General features: G+C 34.8%; 22 protein-coding genes. 17 read left to right on the forward strand and 5 right to left on the reverse strand.

The window, feature by feature from the left end; translation table 11 throughout:
- Positions 1-324: 324 nt before the first annotated feature.
- From QQZ16_RS05495 to map, 3 genes are all read right to left on the reverse strand, one after another.
- Positions 325-1617 carry a DUF4179 domain-containing protein gene (locus tag QQZ16_RS05495; protein ID WP_235249749.1) on the reverse strand — a complete coding sequence of 431 codons (1293 nt, stop codon included), beginning with the start codon at positions 1615-1617 and terminating at the stop codon, positions 325-327.
- Positions 1614-2144 carry an RNA polymerase sigma factor gene (locus tag QQZ16_RS05500; protein WP_235249757.1) on the reverse strand — a complete coding sequence of 177 codons (531 nt, stop codon included), beginning with the start codon at positions 2142-2144 and terminating at the stop codon, positions 1614-1616. Before QQZ16_RS05500 ends, QQZ16_RS05495 begins: the two co-directional genes overlap by 4 nt.
- A gap of 108 nt (positions 2145-2252) precedes the next feature.
- Complete coding sequence (gene map / locus QQZ16_RS05505) at positions 2253-2999, reverse strand: type I methionyl aminopeptidase (protein ID WP_235249766.1); 747 nt, start codon at positions 2997-2999, stop codon at positions 2253-2255.
- A gap of 192 nt (positions 3000-3191) precedes the next feature.
- Here map and QQZ16_RS05510 point away from each other — a divergent pair, with 192 nt between their 5' ends.
- The 9 genes from QQZ16_RS05510 (at position 3192) to lysA (ending at position 11105) form a co-directional block, all read left to right on the forward strand.
- Positions 3192-4355 (forward strand): D-alanyl-D-alanine carboxypeptidase family protein, encoded by a 1164-nt coding sequence (locus tag QQZ16_RS05510; RefSeq protein WP_031537332.1) that lies wholly within the window; start codon positions 3192-3194, stop codon positions 4353-4355.
- Between the two features lie 134 nt (positions 4356-4489).
- Positions 4490-4840: an anti-sigma F factor antagonist gene (spoIIAA, locus tag QQZ16_RS05515; RefSeq protein WP_031537333.1), complete on the forward strand. Its 351-nt coding sequence runs from the start codon at positions 4490-4492 to the stop codon at positions 4838-4840.
- 1 nt (position 4841) lies between these two features.
- Complete coding sequence (gene spoIIAB, locus QQZ16_RS05520; protein ID WP_031537335.1) at positions 4842-5282, forward strand: anti-sigma F factor; 441 nt, start codon at positions 4842-4844, stop codon at positions 5280-5282.
- Positions 5283-5294: 12 nt separating this feature from the next.
- A complete protein-coding gene (gene sigF / locus QQZ16_RS05525; RefSeq protein WP_031537337.1) occupies positions 5295-6053 on the forward strand; it encodes an RNA polymerase sporulation sigma factor SigF in 759 nt (252 codons plus the stop codon).
- A 218-nt stretch (positions 6054-6271) separates the two neighbouring features.
- Positions 6272-6892, forward strand: coding sequence for a stage V sporulation protein AA (locus tag QQZ16_RS05530; RefSeq protein WP_031537340.1), 621 nt, complete (start codon positions 6272-6274; stop codon positions 6890-6892).
- A complete protein-coding gene (locus tag QQZ16_RS05535; RefSeq protein WP_031537342.1) occupies positions 6882-7301 on the forward strand; it encodes a stage V sporulation protein AB in 420 nt (139 codons plus the stop codon). Before QQZ16_RS05530 ends, QQZ16_RS05535 begins: the two co-directional genes overlap by 11 nt.
- Before the next feature lie 28 nt (positions 7302-7329).
- Complete coding sequence (locus QQZ16_RS05540) at positions 7330-7902, forward strand: stage V sporulation protein AE (protein WP_031537343.1); 573 nt, start codon at positions 7330-7332, stop codon at positions 7900-7902.
- Entirely contained in the window at positions 7892-9370 is a 1479-nt protein-coding gene (locus tag QQZ16_RS05545; protein WP_031537345.1) for a spore germination protein, read from the forward strand. Before QQZ16_RS05540 ends, QQZ16_RS05545 begins: the two co-directional genes overlap by 11 nt.
- Positions 9371-9779: 409 nt before the next feature.
- On the forward strand, positions 9780-11105 hold the full coding sequence (gene lysA / locus QQZ16_RS05550; RefSeq protein ID WP_235249774.1) for a diaminopimelate decarboxylase: 1326 nt from the start codon (positions 9780-9782) through the stop codon (positions 11103-11105).
- Positions 11106-11350: 245 nt separating this feature from the next.
- Here lysA and QQZ16_RS05555 read toward each other — a convergent pair whose 3' ends face one another.
- Positions 11351-12217 (reverse strand): DUF1002 domain-containing protein, encoded by an 867-nt coding sequence (locus QQZ16_RS05555; RefSeq protein WP_235249782.1) that lies wholly within the window; start codon positions 12215-12217, stop codon positions 11351-11353.
- Between the two features lie 616 nt (positions 12218-12833).
- Here QQZ16_RS05555 and QQZ16_RS05560 point away from each other — a divergent pair.
- The gene (locus QQZ16_RS05560; protein ID WP_235249784.1) at positions 12834-13199 is read left to right on the forward strand and encodes a GNAT family N-acetyltransferase; all 366 of its coding nucleotides are present in this window, start codon (positions 12834-12836) and stop codon (positions 13197-13199) included.
- Positions 13200-13285: 86 nt separating this feature from the next.
- On the opposite strand, the gene QQZ16_RS05565 is transcribed toward QQZ16_RS05560, so the two are convergent.
- Positions 13286-13801, reverse strand: a complete 516-nt coding sequence (locus QQZ16_RS05565) for a DUF309 domain-containing protein (RefSeq protein WP_235249793.1) — start codon at positions 13799-13801, stop codon at positions 13286-13288.
- A gap of 255 nt (positions 13802-14056) precedes the next feature.
- On the opposite strand from QQZ16_RS05565, the gene QQZ16_RS05570 reads away from it, so the two are divergent.
- The 7 genes from QQZ16_RS05570 (at position 14057) to rluB (ending at position 20075) form a co-directional block, all read left to right on the forward strand.
- Positions 14057-14809, forward strand: coding sequence for a segregation/condensation protein A (locus tag QQZ16_RS05570; protein ID WP_031537351.1), 753 nt, complete (start codon positions 14057-14059; stop codon positions 14807-14809).
- 4 nt (positions 14810-14813) lie between these two features.
- Positions 14814-15395, forward strand: a complete 582-nt coding sequence (gene scpB, locus QQZ16_RS05575) for an SMC-Scp complex subunit ScpB (protein WP_235250112.1) — start codon at positions 14814-14816, stop codon at positions 15393-15395.
- Positions 15396-15661: 266 nt separating this feature from the next.
- On the forward strand, positions 15662-16555 hold the full coding sequence (locus QQZ16_RS05580) for a superoxide dismutase (protein ID WP_235249808.1): 894 nt from the start codon (positions 15662-15664) through the stop codon (positions 16553-16555).
- Between the two features lie 180 nt (positions 16556-16735).
- On the forward strand, positions 16736-17887 hold the full coding sequence (locus QQZ16_RS05585) for a D-alanyl-D-alanine carboxypeptidase family protein (RefSeq protein ID WP_031537355.1): 1152 nt from the start codon (positions 16736-16738) through the stop codon (positions 17885-17887).
- The gene (locus QQZ16_RS05590; protein WP_031537356.1) at positions 17880-18467 is read left to right on the forward strand and encodes a nucleoside recognition domain-containing protein; all 588 of its coding nucleotides are present in this window, start codon (positions 17880-17882) and stop codon (positions 18465-18467) included. Before QQZ16_RS05585 ends, QQZ16_RS05590 begins: the two co-directional genes overlap by 8 nt.
- Before the next feature lie 6 nt (positions 18468-18473).
- Positions 18474-19007: a spore maturation protein gene (locus QQZ16_RS05595; protein WP_031537357.1), complete on the forward strand. Its 534-nt coding sequence runs from the start codon at positions 18474-18476 to the stop codon at positions 19005-19007.
- A 339-nt stretch (positions 19008-19346) separates the two neighbouring features.
- Positions 19347-20075: a 23S rRNA pseudouridine(2605) synthase RluB gene (gene rluB / locus QQZ16_RS05600; protein WP_235249822.1), complete on the forward strand. Its 729-nt coding sequence runs from the start codon at positions 19347-19349 to the stop codon at positions 20073-20075.
- The last annotated feature ends 330 nt before the right edge of the window (positions 20076-20405 follow it).

The following is a 20405-nucleotide window of genomic DNA, read 5'->3' on the forward strand; positions in this document are numbered from 1 at the left end:
GTAGAGGGCACTGAAAAGTCTAGTTCTCCAAATAAAATGAGGTTTTATTTATTTGAAAGCGAATAATAAGTTGGTTTGGAGAGGCGTCCGCTCGACTCCTACGGGAGATGCGAGAAAGTCCGAGACCCTGCAGGAGCGTGAGCTGTGAAGCGGCTCGGCGCTCGCCCCGGTGAGTCGTGCGGTAAGCCTCGGAAAACAAAAACCTACACTAAGTTAGAAAGGTTTGGTAACTACCGATTCACCAGGTAATTCACTTTTTCAGTGGCCTCAAATTGTATGAGGCTATTTTATGTTTCATAGCTGATACTTTCTGAGTCTTTTCGTTTATTCTAAGGGAATATCTATTTTTTTATTATACTCTTTCATATAATGCAATCCACCAATATGAAGTTCTAGAGGCGTAGATTTTGTCTTAAATACTAAAGTTCGCATATTTAGAATCGTTTCATCATTGGTTTTTGTTAATTGTTGATTAATTGTTGTTTTTAGCGGAATCTTTTTTTGTTCCTCATTAATAATACTTACTTTATCCAATAAAATGGAATCACTCGTTGAGATCCGTATATTCAATTCATCATTTAATTGGATGTTATTTATTGTTAATTCACCATTCTCAAATGATATTACTCTATTTACTTCTTTTCCTGTAAGAGAAATCGATTTATTTATTTCTTTATATCCAATAAAGTTTTTCATATGGATTTCGAGTGAATCTACATCTTCAGGTAACCCACCATATTCAATGGAAAAAGCATTATTTTTACCAAACGATGAAGAACTACTGTAGCCTTCTAATGGGAGGGGCTGGCCATTGACAATAAGTTCCACTCCGTCAAATCCATGACTGAGACGGTCATAATTCTCGACATTAAATGTTCCTTCTATTACTGTTTGAGTGGGGGTCGCTGTAATGGTTTTAAAATTAACCGTTCCTTTATCGACTTTTATTTTTTTATTAATAGATTGCTTCATTTTTGTTTGCAATGCTTCTTTGTGATTATAGGGAAAAGTAACCGCCCCCTCGATTATTTCGGTATCATTTTTCCAGTAATAGTATTGTAGCTTAAGTTTTTTAGAAAAAGCGCTAACACGATCGAAATTTAAAATTCCAGTCATTTTTGTATTGGCATCATTTATTTCAAAAACAGAACTACCGATTTTTGCATTCGTAAAAAAACCAGTTATTTCTTGAGGGTTAAAAATACTGCTCAATTCATTTGCTAAGCCATTTTCATTTGTTAAAGTAACATAAACAACCAATCTATTTTCATCGGAAACAAGCCCATTTATTGTAAGCTCTGTACCGTTTTGTAACATATATGCTTGTTCAATACTTTGCCCAAATCCTTTTTCGTTTAAATCTTTTAATGATTGGGTCATAAGCGTATCAAACCCTAATAGCTTTTTACCGTAATAAGCAATCGCATTTGATTGGTAAGTAATAAAAATGACTAAGACAATAGCGGCTACTGATAATGGGACCCATCGCTTAAAAGGAAAAAATTTAACTTGCTTAGCATAAAGCGCTTGCGCTAGTCTTTGTTCTAATTCTGGAGGTGCAGTTATGTCTGTTAACTTCTTTTGTTCCTCTAATAATTTCTGTTCAATTGAGTTCATACATCATGCCTCCCATAGACCCTTTTTAATAGGTTTAATCCATTGTGAATTCGTGATTTTACCGTTCCAACAGAGACATTAGTGATTTTAGCAATGGTTGCATTATCTAAATCGTGTAGGTATTTTAATTTAATTGTTTCCGCCTGATATGGATTTAAGGATGATAGCAGTTGTTCTATATCCATCGTCTCTGCTTTATATTTATAGGGGTCTGTTGTTTGAGTTGTACTAGAGTGGAGCTCAATATCATCGACAAGTAACTCTTTATGCTGTTTTTTTAATTTTGTTTTACAAAGGTTTACTAAAATGGTCTTGCTCCAGCTATAGAAGGATTCGATTTTATCTAGCTGCTCAATTTTCTCATACAAGATGATAATCATTTCTTCCATTATATCCATTGCATCATGTGGATTCTTCATATATGAATAGGCTAAACGATAATAATCATCCTTTTGTTGCATTACTAACTGAAGTAAAGCTTTTTTATTATGCTTTTTTGCCTTTTGTACGAGTTTTTTCTCATTCATGTGTTCACCTCTCATATATAGGAGTATTTTTCCGTATAAAAAGTTCATTTTTTTATAAAAAAATAAAAAAGAAACCCAATGGCGAAAAGGAAGCCATTGGGAGTATGTTTATTGTTTTGTTAAAATAACCGGTCCATTAGCTGTAATAGCTATAGTATGTTCATATTGTGCTGATAGACTTCCATCAACTGTTCGTGCTGTCCATCCGTCTAAATCAACCTTGGCATGATACATGCCGATATTTAACATCGGTTCAATTGTAATAACCATTCCCTCTTTAAGAGGTGTCCCTACTTTTGGAGGACCATAGTGGGGAATTTGAGGTAGTTCATGCATTTCTTTTCCAATTGCATGCCCGACAAAATCTCGAACTACGCCATACCCTTTAGCTTCTGCGAACGTTTGAATAGCATGAGAGATATCTCCCACTCGGTTTCCAATCACCGCTTGTTCTATTCCTATGTATAAGGCTTCTTCTGTTGTTTTTAATAAGTTTTTTGCATCTTCTGAGACATTTCCTACGGGATAAGACCAGGCAGAATCAGCAAGCCATCCATCTAAGTTTACTACCATATCTATCGTAACAATATCTCCGTCTTTTAAGATTGTTTTGGAAGGGAAACCGTGACAGATCACATCATTTATGGATGCACATGTTGCAAAAGGATAACCATGATACCCTTTTTGTTCAGGCGTGGCCCCTCTTTGTAAAATAAAGTTTTCGGCAAACACATCAATTTCTTCGGTCGTAATGCCTGGTTTGATTAATTTTTTTATTTCTTTATGACAATCTGCAAGAATTTCTCCTGCTCTTTTCATTTTTGCAATTTGCTCTGGTGTTTTTAAATGAATCAATTGTTTTCCTCCTTTAATCTCCATTAATTATAACCTAGATCAACAAACTAGCCTAACTTTTCCTATAATATGCACTACTCTTTCTATCTTCATTTAGGGCTATTCTAATTATTTTATGAATATTCCTGGTTGGCTGTATAAACTTGTCTTTTTTGGAAAAAATGGAGGCTATATAGAATGGAGGGTCAATAGATGAAACGCATCATATCAATGTTAATCATTACCTGCTTTATGACATCAATTTTGGCACCAAGCACATTAGCAGCTGAGAAAAAGCAAGAGCTAGTTGATAATGTAAAATCAGCCATCTTAATTGATCGTGATACAGGAACAATCATGTATGAAAAAAACAGCGAGGAAAAGCTTCCCCCAGCAAGTATGACGAAAATAATGACAATGCTTCTTATTATGGAAGCGATTGATCAAGGTAAATTAAAGCTAGACGAGAAAATTCGTACAAGTGAGCATGCGGCATCTATGGGAGGCTCGCAAATTTTCTTAGAACCAGGAGAAGAAATGACAACAGAGGAAATGCTAAAAGGAATTGCTATTGGTTCAGGAAATGATGCAGCAGTAGCTGTTGCAGAAAGACTAGCAGGCTCTGAAGAGGAATTTGTTCATTTAATGAATAAAAAAGCAAAAGAATTAGGCTTAGAAAGTACTCAGTTTCAAAATGTGACAGGGTTGCCGGTAGCAGATCATTACAGTTCTGCAAAAGATATGGCGCTTATGGCTAAAGAACTATTGAAATATGAAGATATTACTAAATTCACCGGTACCTATGAAGATTATTTAAGGGAAGATACAGATAAAAAGTTTTGGCTTGTTAATACGAATCGTCTTGTGAAGTTTTACCCAGGAGTAGACGGATTGAAAACTGGATTTACAGCTGAAGCTAAATACTGTTTAACAGCAACTGCTATGAAAAATGGAATGCGAGTAATTGCAGTTGTTTTCGGTGCGCCAACATCTAAAGAAAGAAATGCTCAAGTAACCAAAATGCTTGATTACGCATTTAGTCAATATGAAACACATCCATTGCATAAACGAGAAGAGGCAATTGGTAAAGTAAAGGTAAGCAAAGGTTCAGAAAAAGAAGTAACGGCGGTAACTAGTGAACCTATTTCCATCCTAACGAAAAAAGGGGAGCAAATAGATAAGTTAGAAAAAGTAATTACCATGAATAAAAACTTAAAAGCTCCCATTCAAAAAGGACAAGAAATTGGAGAAATTACGTATAAGCAAGATGGCAAAACATTAGTTACAAGTCCATTGGTTGCTCAAAAAGAAGTAAAACAAGCAAAATGGTGGACGTTATTTAAACGATCAGCAGGTATGTTTACAAAAACAGAATAATCTTTTTTCCATCTTGTCGAAATAATTTGTATTCCTTCTTTTTTTAGCGAATGAACACTAGTTTTGTCTGTGGAGAAGGAAAAGCTATATAAATCTAGAATAGTTTCTTTAAACCAAATAAGGAGGCTATTCTTGTGAGTCTTAATATTGAGTTGGAAGTAAAGAACAATGTACTTTGTATACGTCTATCTGGGGAATTGGATCATCACTATGCGGAAGAATTGCGTACAAAAGCAACTTCTGCCATAGAGAGCTATAATATTCGTCACATTGTGTTAAATCTTGAAAACTTAACATTCATGGACAGTTCTGGCTTAGGTGTTATCTTGGGCAGATACAAGCAAATAAAGCAGCTTGGAGGAGAAATGGTAATTTGTGCTATTTCCCCTAGTGTACAGCGCTTATTTGATATGTCAGGTATGTTTAAAATTATGAAGCTAGAAACAAATGAAGAATTTGCCCTACAACGATTGGGGGTAGCTTAAAATGAGAAATGAAATGCATATTCAATTTAGTGCTCTGAGCCAGAATGAATCGTTTGCACGTGTGACGGTAGCAGCTTTTATAGCCCAGCTTGATCCTACAATGGATGAATTAACAGAAATTAAAACAGTTGTATCAGAAGCAGTGACAAACTGCATTATTCACGGATATGAAAATGATCCAAGTGGAATTGTTTATATTTCGGTTATATTAGAAGATTCATACATTGATTTAACGATCAGGGATGAAGGGAAAGGAATTTTCGATGTAGAGGAAGCAAGACAGCCATTATTTACGACAAAGCCAGAGCTTGAACGATCTGGTATGGGATTCACCATCATGGAAAACTTTATGGATGATATCGAAATTCAATCAAGTCCAGATAGCGGAACAGAGATTCGTCTGCGTAAGCATTTAATGAATAGCAAAATGCTAAGCAATTAAGGAGAATCGTCTATGGATGTGGAGGTAAAGAAAGATAAGAAGGAAACGTATCTAAAAGACCATGAAGTCAAAGACTTAATAAAACGAAGCCAAGATGGAGATCAGTCAGCAAGAGATACAATCGTTCAGAAAAATATGCGTCTTGTTTGGTCAGTCGTGCAAAGGTTTTTAAATAGAGGCTATGATCCAGATGATTTATTTCAAATTGGATGTATCGGTCTATTAAAATCAGTGGATAAATTTGATTTAAGCTATGATGTTAAATTTTCAACCTATGCTGTTCCAATGATTATTGGAGAAATTCAACGATTTATCCGTGATGACGGAACAGTAAAGGTAAGCAGATCGTTAAAAGAATTAAGCAATAAAATTCGTAAGGCGAAGGACGAATTATCGAAGCAATACGGCAGAACACCAACAGTTGGGGAACTTTCTGAGTTTTTAGATATACCTCCAGAAGATATCGTTCTCGCGCAAGAAGCAGCAAGAACGCCATCCTCCATTCATGAAACAGTTTATGAAAATGATGGGGATCCTATTACTTTATTGGATCAAATCGATGATGGCAATGAAGGCAAATGGTTTGATAAGATTGCTTTGCAGGAAGCAATCCGTGAATTAGATGAAAGAGAACGTCTGATTGTTTATCTAAGATATTATAAAGATCAAACACAGTCAGAAGTAGCAACAAGGCTAGGTATTTCTCAAGTGCAGGTTTCTAGGCTAGAAAAAAAGATTTTACTGCAAATGAAAGATCAGATGGATTTATAAATGGGAAAGTCGGCAAATCTCCATATAGGAGGATTGTCGACTTTTTTATTTGGCTTTACGTAAGAAATGAACAGCAATATATTGAGAGGAATGGATCGAGAGTAGGAGTATTATATGGTTGAAGAAAAAATTACCACTTAGAAGTCCATCATATTTTATAAAAGATTATCGAATACTACATTTAATAGGAAAACAATGTGTGTTAGGACGTGGAACTTATGGCAGAGACGATATATATTCGGATGAGGCATCGTATTCAAAAAAAGTCAGATGAACGGATATTCCTACAGGATCTTGCGCAAATCATTGCCACAGATGAACTGCTGTCGTCACTAAAAAATGTATGTCTTTACCATATAACAGAACAGGATAAGAATATTATTATCATAGACAGTACACGACTTATCCGTGAGATAAAAAAGCGATATAAAGACCTGGAAATTCAATTGATTGGCCCTGCGCAAACAATTATAGAGGTAGTTTTTGAAAAGAAAAAAGTAGCCCTTCCGTTTTTTATACTAGTGTGGTTGTTGCTGTTTATTGGGTCTGGATTGACGATTATGAATTTCCATGAAGATGTAAGTATGCAGACGGTTCATCAGCGCATTTATATGATGATTACCGGTAAGGAAATAGAAAAACCATTAATTTTTCAAATACCTTATTCAATCGGATTAGGACTTGGAATGGTAATATTTTTTAATCATGTTTTTAAAAAGCGCCTAAATGAAGAGCCGAGCCCGTTAGAAGTAGAAGTGTTTAACTATCAGCAGTCCCTAGATCAATATATGATTATGCATGAAAATAAAGAAAGTATTAAAAAAGTAGATGATCATTAGTATTCTTTTTGTGATTTTTGTAGGGCTAGCCTGGGGAATTACGGTTGGTGCTGGATATGTTGCTTTTTTAACTGTATTTGGCATTATTCCTAGGCTGACACAATTGACTAAAACCTTCAGTAAAATCTATGCATATGAATGGGCTGCTGTTTTAGGAGCTGTTTTAGGTACAATCGCATTTTTACAAGAACCTACTTTTTCTTTACCGGCTTTTCTCCTTATTCTAATAGGATTGGCAGATGGAATATATGTGGGAATGATTGCGGCCGCATTAACAGAGGTTTTAGATGTTTTTCCCCTTTTAGCTAAAAGAATTGGAATTGACGATCGATTATTAATTTTAATGATGGCTCTTGTTTTTGGTAAGATCTTTGGCTCCTTGTTTCATTGGATCTATTTTATTCCATAATATTAGAAACGGAAAGGAAGTATAAAGAATGAATAATAGGAGAAAAGTAATCCTTATTACAGATGGAGATGAGTATGCCAAAAGAGCCGTTGAGATTGTAGCAAAGGAAGTAGGCGGGAGATGTATATCTACTTCATTTGGTAATCCTAGCCAGCATAGCGGCAAGGAAATTTTAAGTCTTATTAAGCAAGCCAAACAGGATCCGGTGTTAGTTATGTTTGATGATAGTGGGTTTGTTGGAGAAGGTACTGGTGAAAAAGCATTGAAATACATAGCTACACATCCTGATATAGAAGTGTTGGGAGTGATTGCAGTGGCAAGCAGGACGAGAAGAGAAGAATGGACGAAAATTGATGTTGCGATTGACCAAGATGGAGAACTGACTCCCTATGGTGTCGATAAATATGGAATTCCTGAAATCGAATTGGGAAGAGTGAATGGAGATACTGTATATGTCTTAGATGAGTTAAACTTACCACTTGTAGTTGGGATTGGCGACATTGGGAAAATGGGGAAAAAAGATTCTTATGAAAAAGGAGCACCGATTACGAGAAAAGCAGTTGAATATATATTAGAAAGAAGTGGTTTTTATGAGCAGTAAGACTGAAAAAAAGGTGCAGATATACGAAGATTTAGATAATGTGGAAAAATATATGAAAGACCGGGTCGGACTTGGTACGAGTTTTGATTTAGGAGTCCGCAAAATAAAGGTAATGCAAAAACAAGTCCATTTATATTATGTGAATGGACTATGTGACAGTGTCTTAATTGCTGAATTATTAGAACAGCTATTATTCTTAAATGATACAGATAGAAAATCACAAGCTAGAAATATATTTGATATTGTGGAAAATCAACTTGTTCATCAAAGTGTACAGCCGATTGAAAAAATGGATGAATTAGTAGATCAAGTACTTTCAGGATTAATTGCCATTGTGGTAGAAGGCTATAATCATGGGTTAGTGGTAGATGTCAGAAGCTATCCAGGAAGAATGCCACAAGAACCAGACACAGAAAAGGTAGTTCGTGGTTCACGAGATGGTTTTGTTGAAAATATTATCGTAAATACAGCCATTACAAGAAGAAGAATTAGAGATGAGCGATTACGCTTTGAAATTATGAGAGTAGGAGAGCGCTCTAAAACAGATATTGCTGTTGGTTATATTGATGGAGTAGCAGATCCTGATTTAATTAACATTGTCATAAAAGAGCTGAAAAATATTAAAGCAGATGGATTAACGATGGCGGATAAAACAATTGAGGAATTTTTATTAAAGCAAAGCTATAATCCATATCCTCTAGTTAGATATACCGAAAGAGCGGATGTAGCGGCGACTCATTTATTAGAAGGACATGTGGTTATCTATGTAGATACATCCCCAAGTGTCATTATTACACCAGCAACCTTTTTTCATCATTTACAGCATGCAGAAGAGTATAGGCAAGCACCATTAATTGGTAGCTTTATAAGATGGGTTAGATTTTTAGGTGTTTTTGCTTCGATTTTTTTCCTTCCTCTTTGGTTTTTAGTTGTATTAGAGCCATCCTTATTACCAGAGCGACTATCTTTTATTGGACCAAATGAAACAACAAATATTCCAATTGTCGTCCAAATCTTTATTGCAGATCTAGGATTAGAATTTTTGCGGATTGCAGCCATTCATACGCCAACACCACTGTCAACCGCAATGGGACTAATTGCCGCAGTTCTAATTGGACAAATCGCAATAGATGTAGGTTTATTTGTTCCAGAGGTTATTCTTTATGTGTCAGTTGCGGCAATTGGTAACTTTGCTACACCTAGTTATGAGTTAGGAATAGCGAACAAAATTGTACGATTAATTTTATTAATAGTTGTAGCAATATTCCATACACCAGGTTTTTTTATTGGAATAACTGTCTATCTTTTATTCCTAATCCGGACAAGAACATTAAATGTTCCTTATTTATGGCCGTTTATCCCTTTTTATCCAAAAGCCTTTGCACAAATTCTTTTACGCCGTACGGTTCCAGGTAACAGAATTAGACCTAGTCATTTACATCCACAAGATCGTTTTAAGCAGCCGTAAGCAAAAAATGAGGCAATTTGATTCTTGAATAGTAGTGAGCGAGAACGGGCAGATTATTTAAAGCTCCTTAGAGAGTGAATAACTGTCCGTTCTCTTTGGTAAAATTAGAAGATCAGCTATTGAGAATTGCCTGAAATTATGGTACATTTGGATAATTAAAGTGAGCTAATAATAATGTGAAACTTCAATCAATTGGCATTTTATCTAACTTGAAATGTTAGTTAAAATGAATCGTTTTTTACGAGCTGTATTCCTCTTCAATCTTTTTAAATCGTGATTTGATGGTGAGTGTTATGGCCTTCCTGACGGGATAGAAATAAGTTTCACAAACAGACAAGTGCTTTCTTTAGACTGTCTGTTTGTGATTAGGAGCATTTATAATATTTTATGGAAGAATAGAGGGGAATCAATGCACTATTACGGAACTTCAAAAGTAAATGATGCTGGTCATCTTGAAATAGGTGGCGTAGATACGCTTTTATTAGTCGAAAAATTTGGAACACCAGTTTACATTTATGATGTTGAATTAATTAGAGAAAGAGCTAGAGGGTTTAAGCAAACGTTTGACCAATTAGGTGTGAAAGCGCAAGTTGCTTATGCAAGTAAGGCTTTTTCTACGATTGCAATGGTTCAGCTAGCAAATGAGGAAGGCTTATCATTGGATGTTGTTTCTGGTGGTGAATTATATACAGCTATTGCTGCTGATTTCCCTGTAGAAAGAATACATTTTCATGGGAATAATAAAAGTAAAGAGGAGCTATTGATGGCAATCGATTATAAGATTGGCTGTATTGTCGTTGATAACTTTTATGAACTTGAAATGCTTCATCAATTATGTGAAGAAAAAAAGACAAAAGTGTCTATTCTTTTAAGGGTAACTCCTGGCATTGAAGCACATACGCATGACTATATATTAACTGGGCAGGAAGATTCAAAGTTTGGATTTGACTTGCAGAATGGACAAGCAGAGGCCGCTTTGTTGAAGGCGAAAGAGTCACCATTTTTAGAAGTTTTAGGACTTCATTGCCATATTGGCTCCCAAATTTTTGATACAACAGGTTTTGTACTTGCTGCAAAAAAAATAATGGCGCATTTAACAGATTGGAAAGCGAAGCATGAATTTGAGTCACAGGTCTTAAATTTAGGTGGTGGCTTTGGTATTCGCTATACAGAGGAAGACCAACCAATCAAGCCCGCTGAATATGTAGAAGTAATCATTAAGGAAGTTAAAGAACAAGTAAGCTATCTGAATATGAAAATGCCAGAAATATGGATTGAGCCAGGAAGATCTCTTGTAGGAGATGCTGGGACTACACTATATCAAATTGGTTCACGAAAAGAAGTCCCAAATGTCAGAAATTATTTAGCGATTGATGGAGGAATGAGTGATAACATTCGACCTGCTTTATATCAAGCAAAATATGAAGCGGTTCTTGCAAATAAGCCTCTACAAACACCAGATGAAACAGTTTCAATTGCAGGGAAATGCTGTGAATCAGGGGATATGCTTATTTGGGACTTGCCTTTACCAAAAGCGGATGACAAAGATGTCCTTGCTGTATTCTGTACTGGAGCGTATGGGTATTCCATGGCAAATAATTATAATCGGATTCCAAGACCTCCAGTAGTTTTTGTGGAAAACGGGAAAGCAAGATTAGTAGTAAAAAGAGAAACATTTGAAGATTTATTACGATTAGATTTACCGTATAAAGAAGCTGCTTCTTTAAAAAAATAGAGGTTGGAAAAAATTAAATAGCCAATCTATAAAGACGAACAATCTCAAATATAGTGCTTAATTAAAACTACTTTCTCATACTGGTTATCTAAGTTTTTTAAAATAGTCAGGCAGAAAAATGAAGTCGCTCCATTGGCTATCGATGTGTGATGGAACAATACCGAAACAGCCTTTTATAAAGCAAATAAAAAATCCGGACAACTATACAGAAATTTCGTATGGTTGTTCGGATTTTTTGTGGCTCCTTAAGAAAAGAAAGACTTGATTGCATCCACTATGCTTGCAAATACTTCTTTAATCTTTGATAAGAAGCTTTTTCCTTCTTCGCTTTCTAAATATCCTGTGAGTTTATCTTTCGCTTCACTTAGTTGATTTCCTACTTGATTCCAGTCTATGTTAAGCTCTTTTAGTTTATTAAAGAAAGAAATAAGGCTCTGTAATTGCTCATCTGTTAAAGTGATATTTAATTCTTTCGCAGAATCTTGTATGATTGTTTGTACCTCTTCAACCGTTTGTGGTTTTTCCTCCGCTATCTGTTCTTTAATTTTTGCCATTAAAGCAGTAGCTTCTTCTTGTCCAATATCTTCTCCTAAATTAGCTGTTTCTACCATTTCTTCATTTGCTGCCTGTTTTACGTCTTCGGGGATTACGGTATCAGTTGACACCTCATATGCTTTAATAATACCTGTTAAGGCAGCAGTACCTGAAACCTCAATAGGAGCGGTAATATAAATTTTTGCATCTTTTACACCTGCAGTTATTAATGCATTAATATACATCTCATCAGTAACCCAGTTTATATTTTTCGTTGTTACTTGAATACCAGTATCTTTGTCCCCAATTGTAATCGCAGAAGAGGAAATCGCTCTAGTACCAATTAACGATTTTGAGATATAATTTCCTAAATATTGATGTTCTTCTTGATTGGAAACTGTTATGATTTCGGCATCTTCAGGAGCATTCATTTCGGTTAATAAAAGCTGCTTCTGCTCTGTTGTTAAATTCTCACCTAGTGTAACAATCATATCGCCTACTGCAACATCTGCGTAAGCTGGTATTGGTAACACTAGTAAGAATGCAAGTATCAATAGTAGTATTTTATTTTTTTTCATTTAATTCCCTCCTGTATTACCTTCTGATGTACTAGTTTTAAGTAGACTATATGCCCATCTCTTAGAAATAGCATATAGTTACTTAATGTCAAGTGACTATATCTAATAGACGTATATAAATAGTAATAAGTTTCCTATTTATAGTCATATTGTTTTTCTTTCCCTTTATTATTCTCCATAATGCTTGAAAAAATAAAGTTTTTTGTAGCTTTTTTGTAGATGCGTGCATATTTTATATAGTATTAACTAGAGTTTTAACATCAAGTATTTACGTTTACATTACTTGTTAAAAAGGAAGCTTATTGGTGTAAGAATTAGAAAGAATGTTAAAAGAAATTAGGTAATTGGGCATATGTGGTAATGAATCCTAATGCTTATAAGATTTTCATTGAAGAATATCACTAATTTATGTATGATAGAACCAATAACATATATAATTTTTTTTGGCCGGTCCTAGATAATTCTTGCAAAAGAGGGAAGAAGATGATAATAAATTCGTGGCAACTTCGGTGCAGATGAATATTTTTTTGATTTTAGATCAGGAAAGATTGATTGAATCTTATTCTTGATGGGAAAACTGTTAATGACTATGTTTTAAAAATAATGAGGGATATTAATGATTATTCGATATAAAAAGGCATTTGAAAAGATTGCAATGGGATTATTATCTTTTATGCCTACAGAAAAAGATTTAAAAGTATTACAACAAACAATTAAACAATATGAGTCGGATGAAAACTGGCAATTATTTCTGTGGAAAGATGAAGAAGATATTATTGGTTTAATCGGTGTTATTTTTGAAGACGAAGCTTCTATTACGATACATCATATATCTGTAAATCCATCTCATAGACACCAAGGTGTTGGGAAATCCATGGTACAGGCTGTTAAAGGGCTTTATCCTAATCGTACAATGAAATCAAATGAATTAATTGTGAATTTTTTATCTAAGTGTAGCGATGGTGTTCAAGTAGATAAATAGTAGAAGAGACTGTTTCAGTTGTGGAAAAAACATCTAACGTTTTTCCTGTCTGAAATAGTCTCTTTTTAATTGGCTAAAAATAGTGCCTATTCTCTTTGACGCTTCTGAATAGCCTCTTCGCGCTCCTGAATAACGAGGCTTCTATCACGTTTTAAATGGCGATGTATAATTTCTATGGGGATATCTTTTTGGTTATTCCAGCTGATTTCCATGGAGTGTGCCAACTTTCTACATTGTTTTTCTAGGTGGGAATCAGAAATAGGTAACGGATAAGGACGAAATAAAAGGGTTTGCGCGATATTTTTTTCTTGTTGCCTTAATAAATAGAGTAAGCCTTCCCCATCAAGTCCTAACGCATGTAAGCCTTCTTTGTGTTTTTCTAAAAGCTTCCTGCTTTTCATGATTGTTTTATGTGCCCCTTTGAAATTTTCCCTTCGATGATGATAGGCAGAGACGGCCATGAGGATGAATCCTACCCAAATGGATTCCTTATTCCGACAATCGACCTTTTTCCAGTATTCTTCTAATATTTCATGACACTCAAAAAAATCTTGATCCCCATGAAAATGAACAAGAAATTGCAGATATTCTTTTGGATACATAATAGTCTCCTTTATTATTAGCTGGGCTTAAAGATAAAAGCCAACTTTGTACATAACTTTCATTATATTAATAACTAAGCTTAGAAAATGCTATCTTTCTGGTTGTTATTATATCGATAAATGAAAAAAAATGTAATGATAAGCTATAAAATAGTGAATTGGATGATTTTTCTGTTGGATAACTATTGTGTTTCCTCTATACTAATACTATCATTATTAAGTTAAGGGTATTCTATTAGGATTTTGGTGAGAATGATGCAGTATAATGTGAAAATTGATAGTTTTGAAGGACCGCTAGATTTGCTTCTTCATTTAATCAATAAATTGGAAATTGATATTTATGATATTAACGTAGCAGAAATTACCGAACAATATTTAGATTATGTTCATGCTATGCAGGTTTTACAATTAGATGTAGCAAGTGAATTCTTGGTAATGGCAGCAACGCTTCTAGCAATTAAAAGCAAAATGCTCTTGCCAAAGCACGAGGAAGATTTACTGGATGACGATATGATCTATGAACCGGAAGAGGATTCACGAGAAGACTTAATTGAAAGGTTAGTAGAATATCGGAAATTTAAAGAGGCAGCCGACGATTTAAAAGAGATGGAATTAGAAAGAGGGCTTATATTTACAAAACCTCCGAGTGATTTATCAGATTTCAGCTTAAAGACCGAGGAAATGGCAAAGCAAGAATTAGATGTTTCTTTATATGATATGCTAGCTGCCTTTCAAAAATTGCTTAAACGAAAAAAGTTGCAGGCGCCACTTGCAACAAAAATCACGAGGCAAGAAATACCGATTGAAAGTCGAATGGATGAAATTGTTGGTTTCTTACGTAATAGAAAAGGGAGAACGTCTTTTGATGAACTTTTTCCAGTTGCGACAAAATCACATATTGTAGTGACTTTTTTGGCTATACTAGAACTTTTAAAGCGAAGACAAATATTTGTGGAACAAGAAGGAAACTTCGCAGATATTTTTGTAATGGGAAAGGAAGTTGAATAAAAGGTTGAAAGTGAATGACTGGAAAGCGATCGTTGAGAGTCTTTTATTTGCTGCCGGGGATGAAGGATTAACGATCAAGCAATTAATGCATGTCCTAGATTTGGAGCAATTAGAGGTCGAACAATTAGTAGATGAGTTAATTAAAAATTATCGTAAAGATAAATCCAGAGGAATTTCCATTATTGAAATAGCTGGTACTTATCAATTCGCCACAAAGAAGGAGCATTCGGATTATTTAAAGAAGTTAGTGGAATCTCCCCATGCTTCCACTTTATCGCAGGCTGCATTAGAAACGTTAGCAATCGTTGCCTATAAACAGCCAATTACAAGGGCGGAAATTGAGGATATACGAGGGGTTAAAACAGAAAGACCACTTCATACACTGGCTGCTAAAGCGCTAATTAAAGAAGTTGGTAGGGCAGATGGGGCAGGAAGAGCAATTCTTTATGGAACAACAAAGGAATTTTTAGACCATTTTGGGTTAAAGAGTTTAGGAGAACTTCCTCCATTAACAGAAAAAGAAGAAGAGTTTAATCAAGAAGAAGCAGATTTGTTTTTTGAATCTTTTCAGCAAATAGAAGATTAAAAAACGATGGGACTTAAGTATTCCGACCAAATATAAACCCAAACAATTTAACGAGATGTTAACAAAAATTTCGTATAATTGTTTGGGTTTTTTATTTTTTCGAATAGACGCTTTTGGTTATCATCCGCAGGAAGCGTGTATTATGTTTTTCAATAGAATTACTGTCCTAGAAGATATGCGCTGACTGCATTTTAAAGACATGATGCCACCTCTATTGTCATACCTTTTATAAGAACGATTTTGGAAGGAATGGAGTTGACATATAGATGAGTAGTTATAATGAATATGTAAGAAATGTGCTGATTTGGAACCAGCAATTAAAAAGCTTATTAGAGGCAGAAGAAGTACAAAAGGAAGAAAGTATATGGAAAAGGCTTGATAAGTTTTCGCATTTAATGGAAGGGGTTCAAAGAAGACCCATTGAAACAGAAGAATTAATTAAAATACAACACGAGGCAGAGGAGCTCCATGATCAGATGGAAAGCTATTTTGCACAAAGACAACAGCTTGGAACAATATTTATGAAGGAGCCAAACATAGCCGTTGGGAAACATCAATTGCCAAGACTACCATATGCTTATGATGCACTAGAGCCTTATATTTCAAAAGAAATAATGGAGTTGCATCATCAGAAACATCATCAATCCTATGTGGATGGGCTAAACAAGGCAGAGGAAAAGTTGAAAGAAGCAAGAAAGGATAATGATTTTACACTTGTGAAACATTGGTCTAGAGAGCTTGCTTTTCATGGTTCAGGACATTATCTCCATACGATTTTTTGGAATAATATGAGTCCCAATGGCGGTGGGGAGCCAAAAGGGGCGTTATTGGAAGAGATAAAGGATTATTTCGGTAGTTACAAAGCATTTAAGCTGCACTTTACAGAAGCAGCGAAAGCGGTAGAGGGTGTTGGCTGGGCGCTTTTAGTATGGTCTCCAAGAGCAAGGCATTTAGAAGTTCTTCAATCTGAGCGTCACATGCTTTTAACACAATGGGATACCATTCCATTATTAGTAATAGATGTTTGGGAACACGCTTACTATTTACAGTATAAAAATAATAGAGGAAAGTATGTAGAAAATTGGTGGAATATCGTTAATTGGAAAGATGTTGAAAATAGATTTTTAAAAGCAAGTGAATTAAAGTGGAGACCTTATTAACTGGAAAGCCTAGTAAATTTGCAAAAAGATGTAAAAAAATATAAAGCTATCTTTGGTATGTAGCGCAGTATACTGGGCTGCATATTTTTTATTTCCTAGTAAAGCATGAATTATAGTCATATGCCTGTCTTTCTTTTCATAAACTTGTACAAATCATAAAAGGAGACGAGGTTGTGTTAAATGAAATCACGTAAAATTATTATTTTTACTATCATTACCTCCATTCTGTTCCTTGCTATTCCACAAAAAAGCAGTGCACAAATGTACGTGAGCGCTCAAAGTGCTATTTTAATGGAACAAGATTCTGGACGAGTTATTTTTGAAAAGGATGCATATACGCAAAGAAGAATTGCCAGTATAACAAAAATAATGACAGCCATTCTTGCAATTGAGTCTGGAAAATTGGATAAGACTGTGACTGTCAGTAGTACGGCCATAAAAACAGAAGGATCGTCTATCTATCTACAAGAAGGGGAAAAAATTAAATTAGAGGATTTAGTATATGGCTTAATGCTTCGTTCAGGAAATGATGCTGCAGTTGCAATTGCGGAAACTGTTGGTGGAAGTTTAGATGGATTTGTCTATTTAATGAACCAAAAGGCAGAAGAAATCGGAATGAAAAACACGCATTTTGCTAACCCTCATGGACTTGATGATCATGAAGACCACTATTCTTCAGCATATGATATGGCATTACTTACCCGCTATGCAATGAACAATGATACATATAAAAAAATTGCTGGAACAGAAAGCTATCGTTCTGAAAGCTCCAATGATAAATGGGATCGTGTCTGGAAAAATAAAAATAAACTATTAACAAGTCTTTATGAATATTCAACTGGAGGAAAAACTGGTTATACGAAGAGAGCAAAAAGAACGTTAGTTAGTACGGCTGAAAAGGATGGAGTGTCATATATTGCTGTCACTTTAAATGATCCTGATGACTGGGACGATCATATCAATCTGTTTGAAACGGCTTTTAAGCAATATAAAATGGTACAGGTATTAGAGGAAGGGGAAATAAAAGCAGTTAAAGATAAGTTCTATAAAAATAAAATTTATTTAAAATCAGCTGTTGAATTCCCTGTGACAAAGAAAGAGGAAGATTTATTTAAGGTAGAGTATAAACTAACAAAACTAAAGGAAGACTGGCAAAGAAATCAGGAGGATGTACCTGAAATAGTTGGTGAAGCAAAAATATATTTAGATGATAAGCTTGTTGATAGTGTCCCTATTCATTTTAAACATGCTAAGAACAAAGAAACCAAAAGCTTTTTAGATTATTTCAAGAATATGTTTATGGCAATGACTGGGGTTGGCAAGGATGGTTAATTATATTTGGGCTGCCCTTGCTATAATTGGCATTGTTTTTGCAGCTATTAATGGGACAATGGATGAGGTTAATAAAGCAATTTTTTCTGGGGCAAAAGAAGCAGTGACAATATGTATTGGCCTGATTAGTGTACTTGTTTTCTGGCTTGGAATGATGAAAATAGCGGAGCAGGCAGGCTTGCTCCGAAAACTTACAAACCTATTTAGGCCAATTGTAGCAAAGCTATTTCCAGAGGTTCCAAAGAATCACCCTGCAATGGGGTATATATTATCGAATATGATTGCAAATATATTTGGATTAGGGAATGCGGCAACACCATTAGGAATTAAAGCAATGGAAGAGTTGAAAAGATTAAATGGTGGCAAGAATACAGCCAGTAACAGTATGATTACCTTTCTTGCCCTAAACACATCATGTATAACTTTAATTCCGACAACGGTTATTGCAATTAGAATGAACTATCATTCTGCGTCTCCAACAGATATAGTAGGACCAACCATTATCGCAACCATTTTCTCTTGTATTGGTGGGATTTTGATTGACCGCTATTTTTACCATAAGAGAATGCGGAAAGGGTGATGAGTGATGGAAATAATTTCTTTAATCTCATTGTGGATGATTCCTTCCCTCATTGGGTTTATTTTACTGTATGGGACATTTAAAAAAGTTCCAACTTATGAAAGCTTTGTAGAAGGTGGAAAAGAAGGAATTCAGATTGCTTTCTCCATTATTCCATATTTAGTAGGAATGCTCGTTTCAATCTCTATTTTTCGTGCATCTGGGGCATTAGAGTATTTTATGAGCTTTCTCAAGCCGGTATTAGACTTTATCGGGGTTCCATCTGAAGTAGCACCACTTGCCATTATTAGACCGATTTCAGGAAATGCGGCATTAGGAATGACAAGCGATTTAATTTCTACCTATGGACCTGATTCATTTATTGGAAGGCTTGCTTCTGTCATACAAGGAAGCACAGATACAACCCTCTATGTATTAACCGTTTATTTCGGTGCTGTAGGGATAAAGAAGATGGGCGACGCCCTAAAAGTCGGATTACTAGCAGATCTTGTTGGATTTATCGCTGCTATTGTTGTGGTAACTTTAATGTTTGGAAAATAACAACAAAATGTCTTAGGTGAAGTTTTTGTTTAGGAACTTTGTCTTAAGGCATTTTTTTTGTTTTTTAGTTTACCAGATTCTCTCTAAGTGAGTTCTAAAAATGGTTTTTAATTTTGGTAGTATTTAATGAGTAGCACCCCCTAATTTCAAAGATTTCTTTGAAATTTCATCAATTTATGTCATAATTCATAGGAATGGCAAAAAAAGAACGATCAAGCGTTTTGAATTAGTCTATTTTCTAATAAATTGACACTATAAAAATAGGATAAACATTTAGAAATACTTTATAAAAACGATCAATCATTTTTTACTGTTGAGAAATTGGATGAGGTGATAGAGTTGGAAAGACTACAAAAAGTAATTGCACATGCAGGAATTGCATCAAGAAGAAAAGCAGAGGAATTAATCCTTGAAGGAAAAGTAAGGGTTAATGGAAAAACAGTTAAAGAGTTAGGCGTAAAAGTCGGTTCTAACGATAAAATTGAAGTAAGTGGCATCCCTGTAGAAAGAGAAGAACCTGTTTATTTCATACTATATAAACCAAGAGGAGTAATCTCTAGTGTTAATGATGATAAAGGGAGAAAAGTCGTCACAGATTATTTCACTGAAATAGAAGCAAGAATTTATCCAATTGGACGCCTAGACTATGATACATCTGGCATTATTTTGTTAACGAACGATGGAGAATTTGCTAATTTAATGATGCATCCAAAGGGTGAAATTGAAAAAGTCTATGTTGCTAAAGTGAAGGGAATACCAGCGCGGGAAAAAGTAAAGCAATTGGAAAGAGGCATTATGCTAGAGGATGGAAAAACTGCTCCAGCAAGAGCAAAAATCCTGTCTGTCGATAAGAAAAAAGGAACAAGTATCGTTGAGTTGAAAATCCATGAGGGAAGAAATCGTCAAGTAAGAAGAATGTTTGAGGCGATTGGAACACCTGTTATGAAATTAAAAAGAGAAAGATATTCTTTCTTAAATTTAAATGGTTTACAACCTGGAGATGCTCGGGAACTTACTGCACATGAAGTGAAGTTATTGAGAGCAGAAGCACAGAAAAAGAAGGGGTAATTATACTATATATATGATTTCAGCTGGAGAGAGTTTATTTAATACAATGACTTTCCTCTGCTGCTTCTATTTATTCACTGAATATCAGAAAAAGCTTTCTCATTTGTTCTGTTATAAATAGGTAAATCAACAAAAGTTCATAAAAGTGTCACATATGGCAATGGGATGATAACAATATCTGCATGATAATAATGCTATAATAAATGTGACAAATAAGAGAAATCATCTAAATAATTTACTATTTAATTGGAAAACTGCAGTATAAATAATAGTCCATAACATACATTGCATTTATTTATACATGTAACATACGAAACATAATAGGACAAT

The organism is Bacillus sp. T2.9-1 (assembly GCF_950097965.1).
Taxonomy (GTDB): Bacteria; Bacillota; Bacilli; order Bacillales; family Cytobacillaceae; genus Niallia; species Niallia hominis.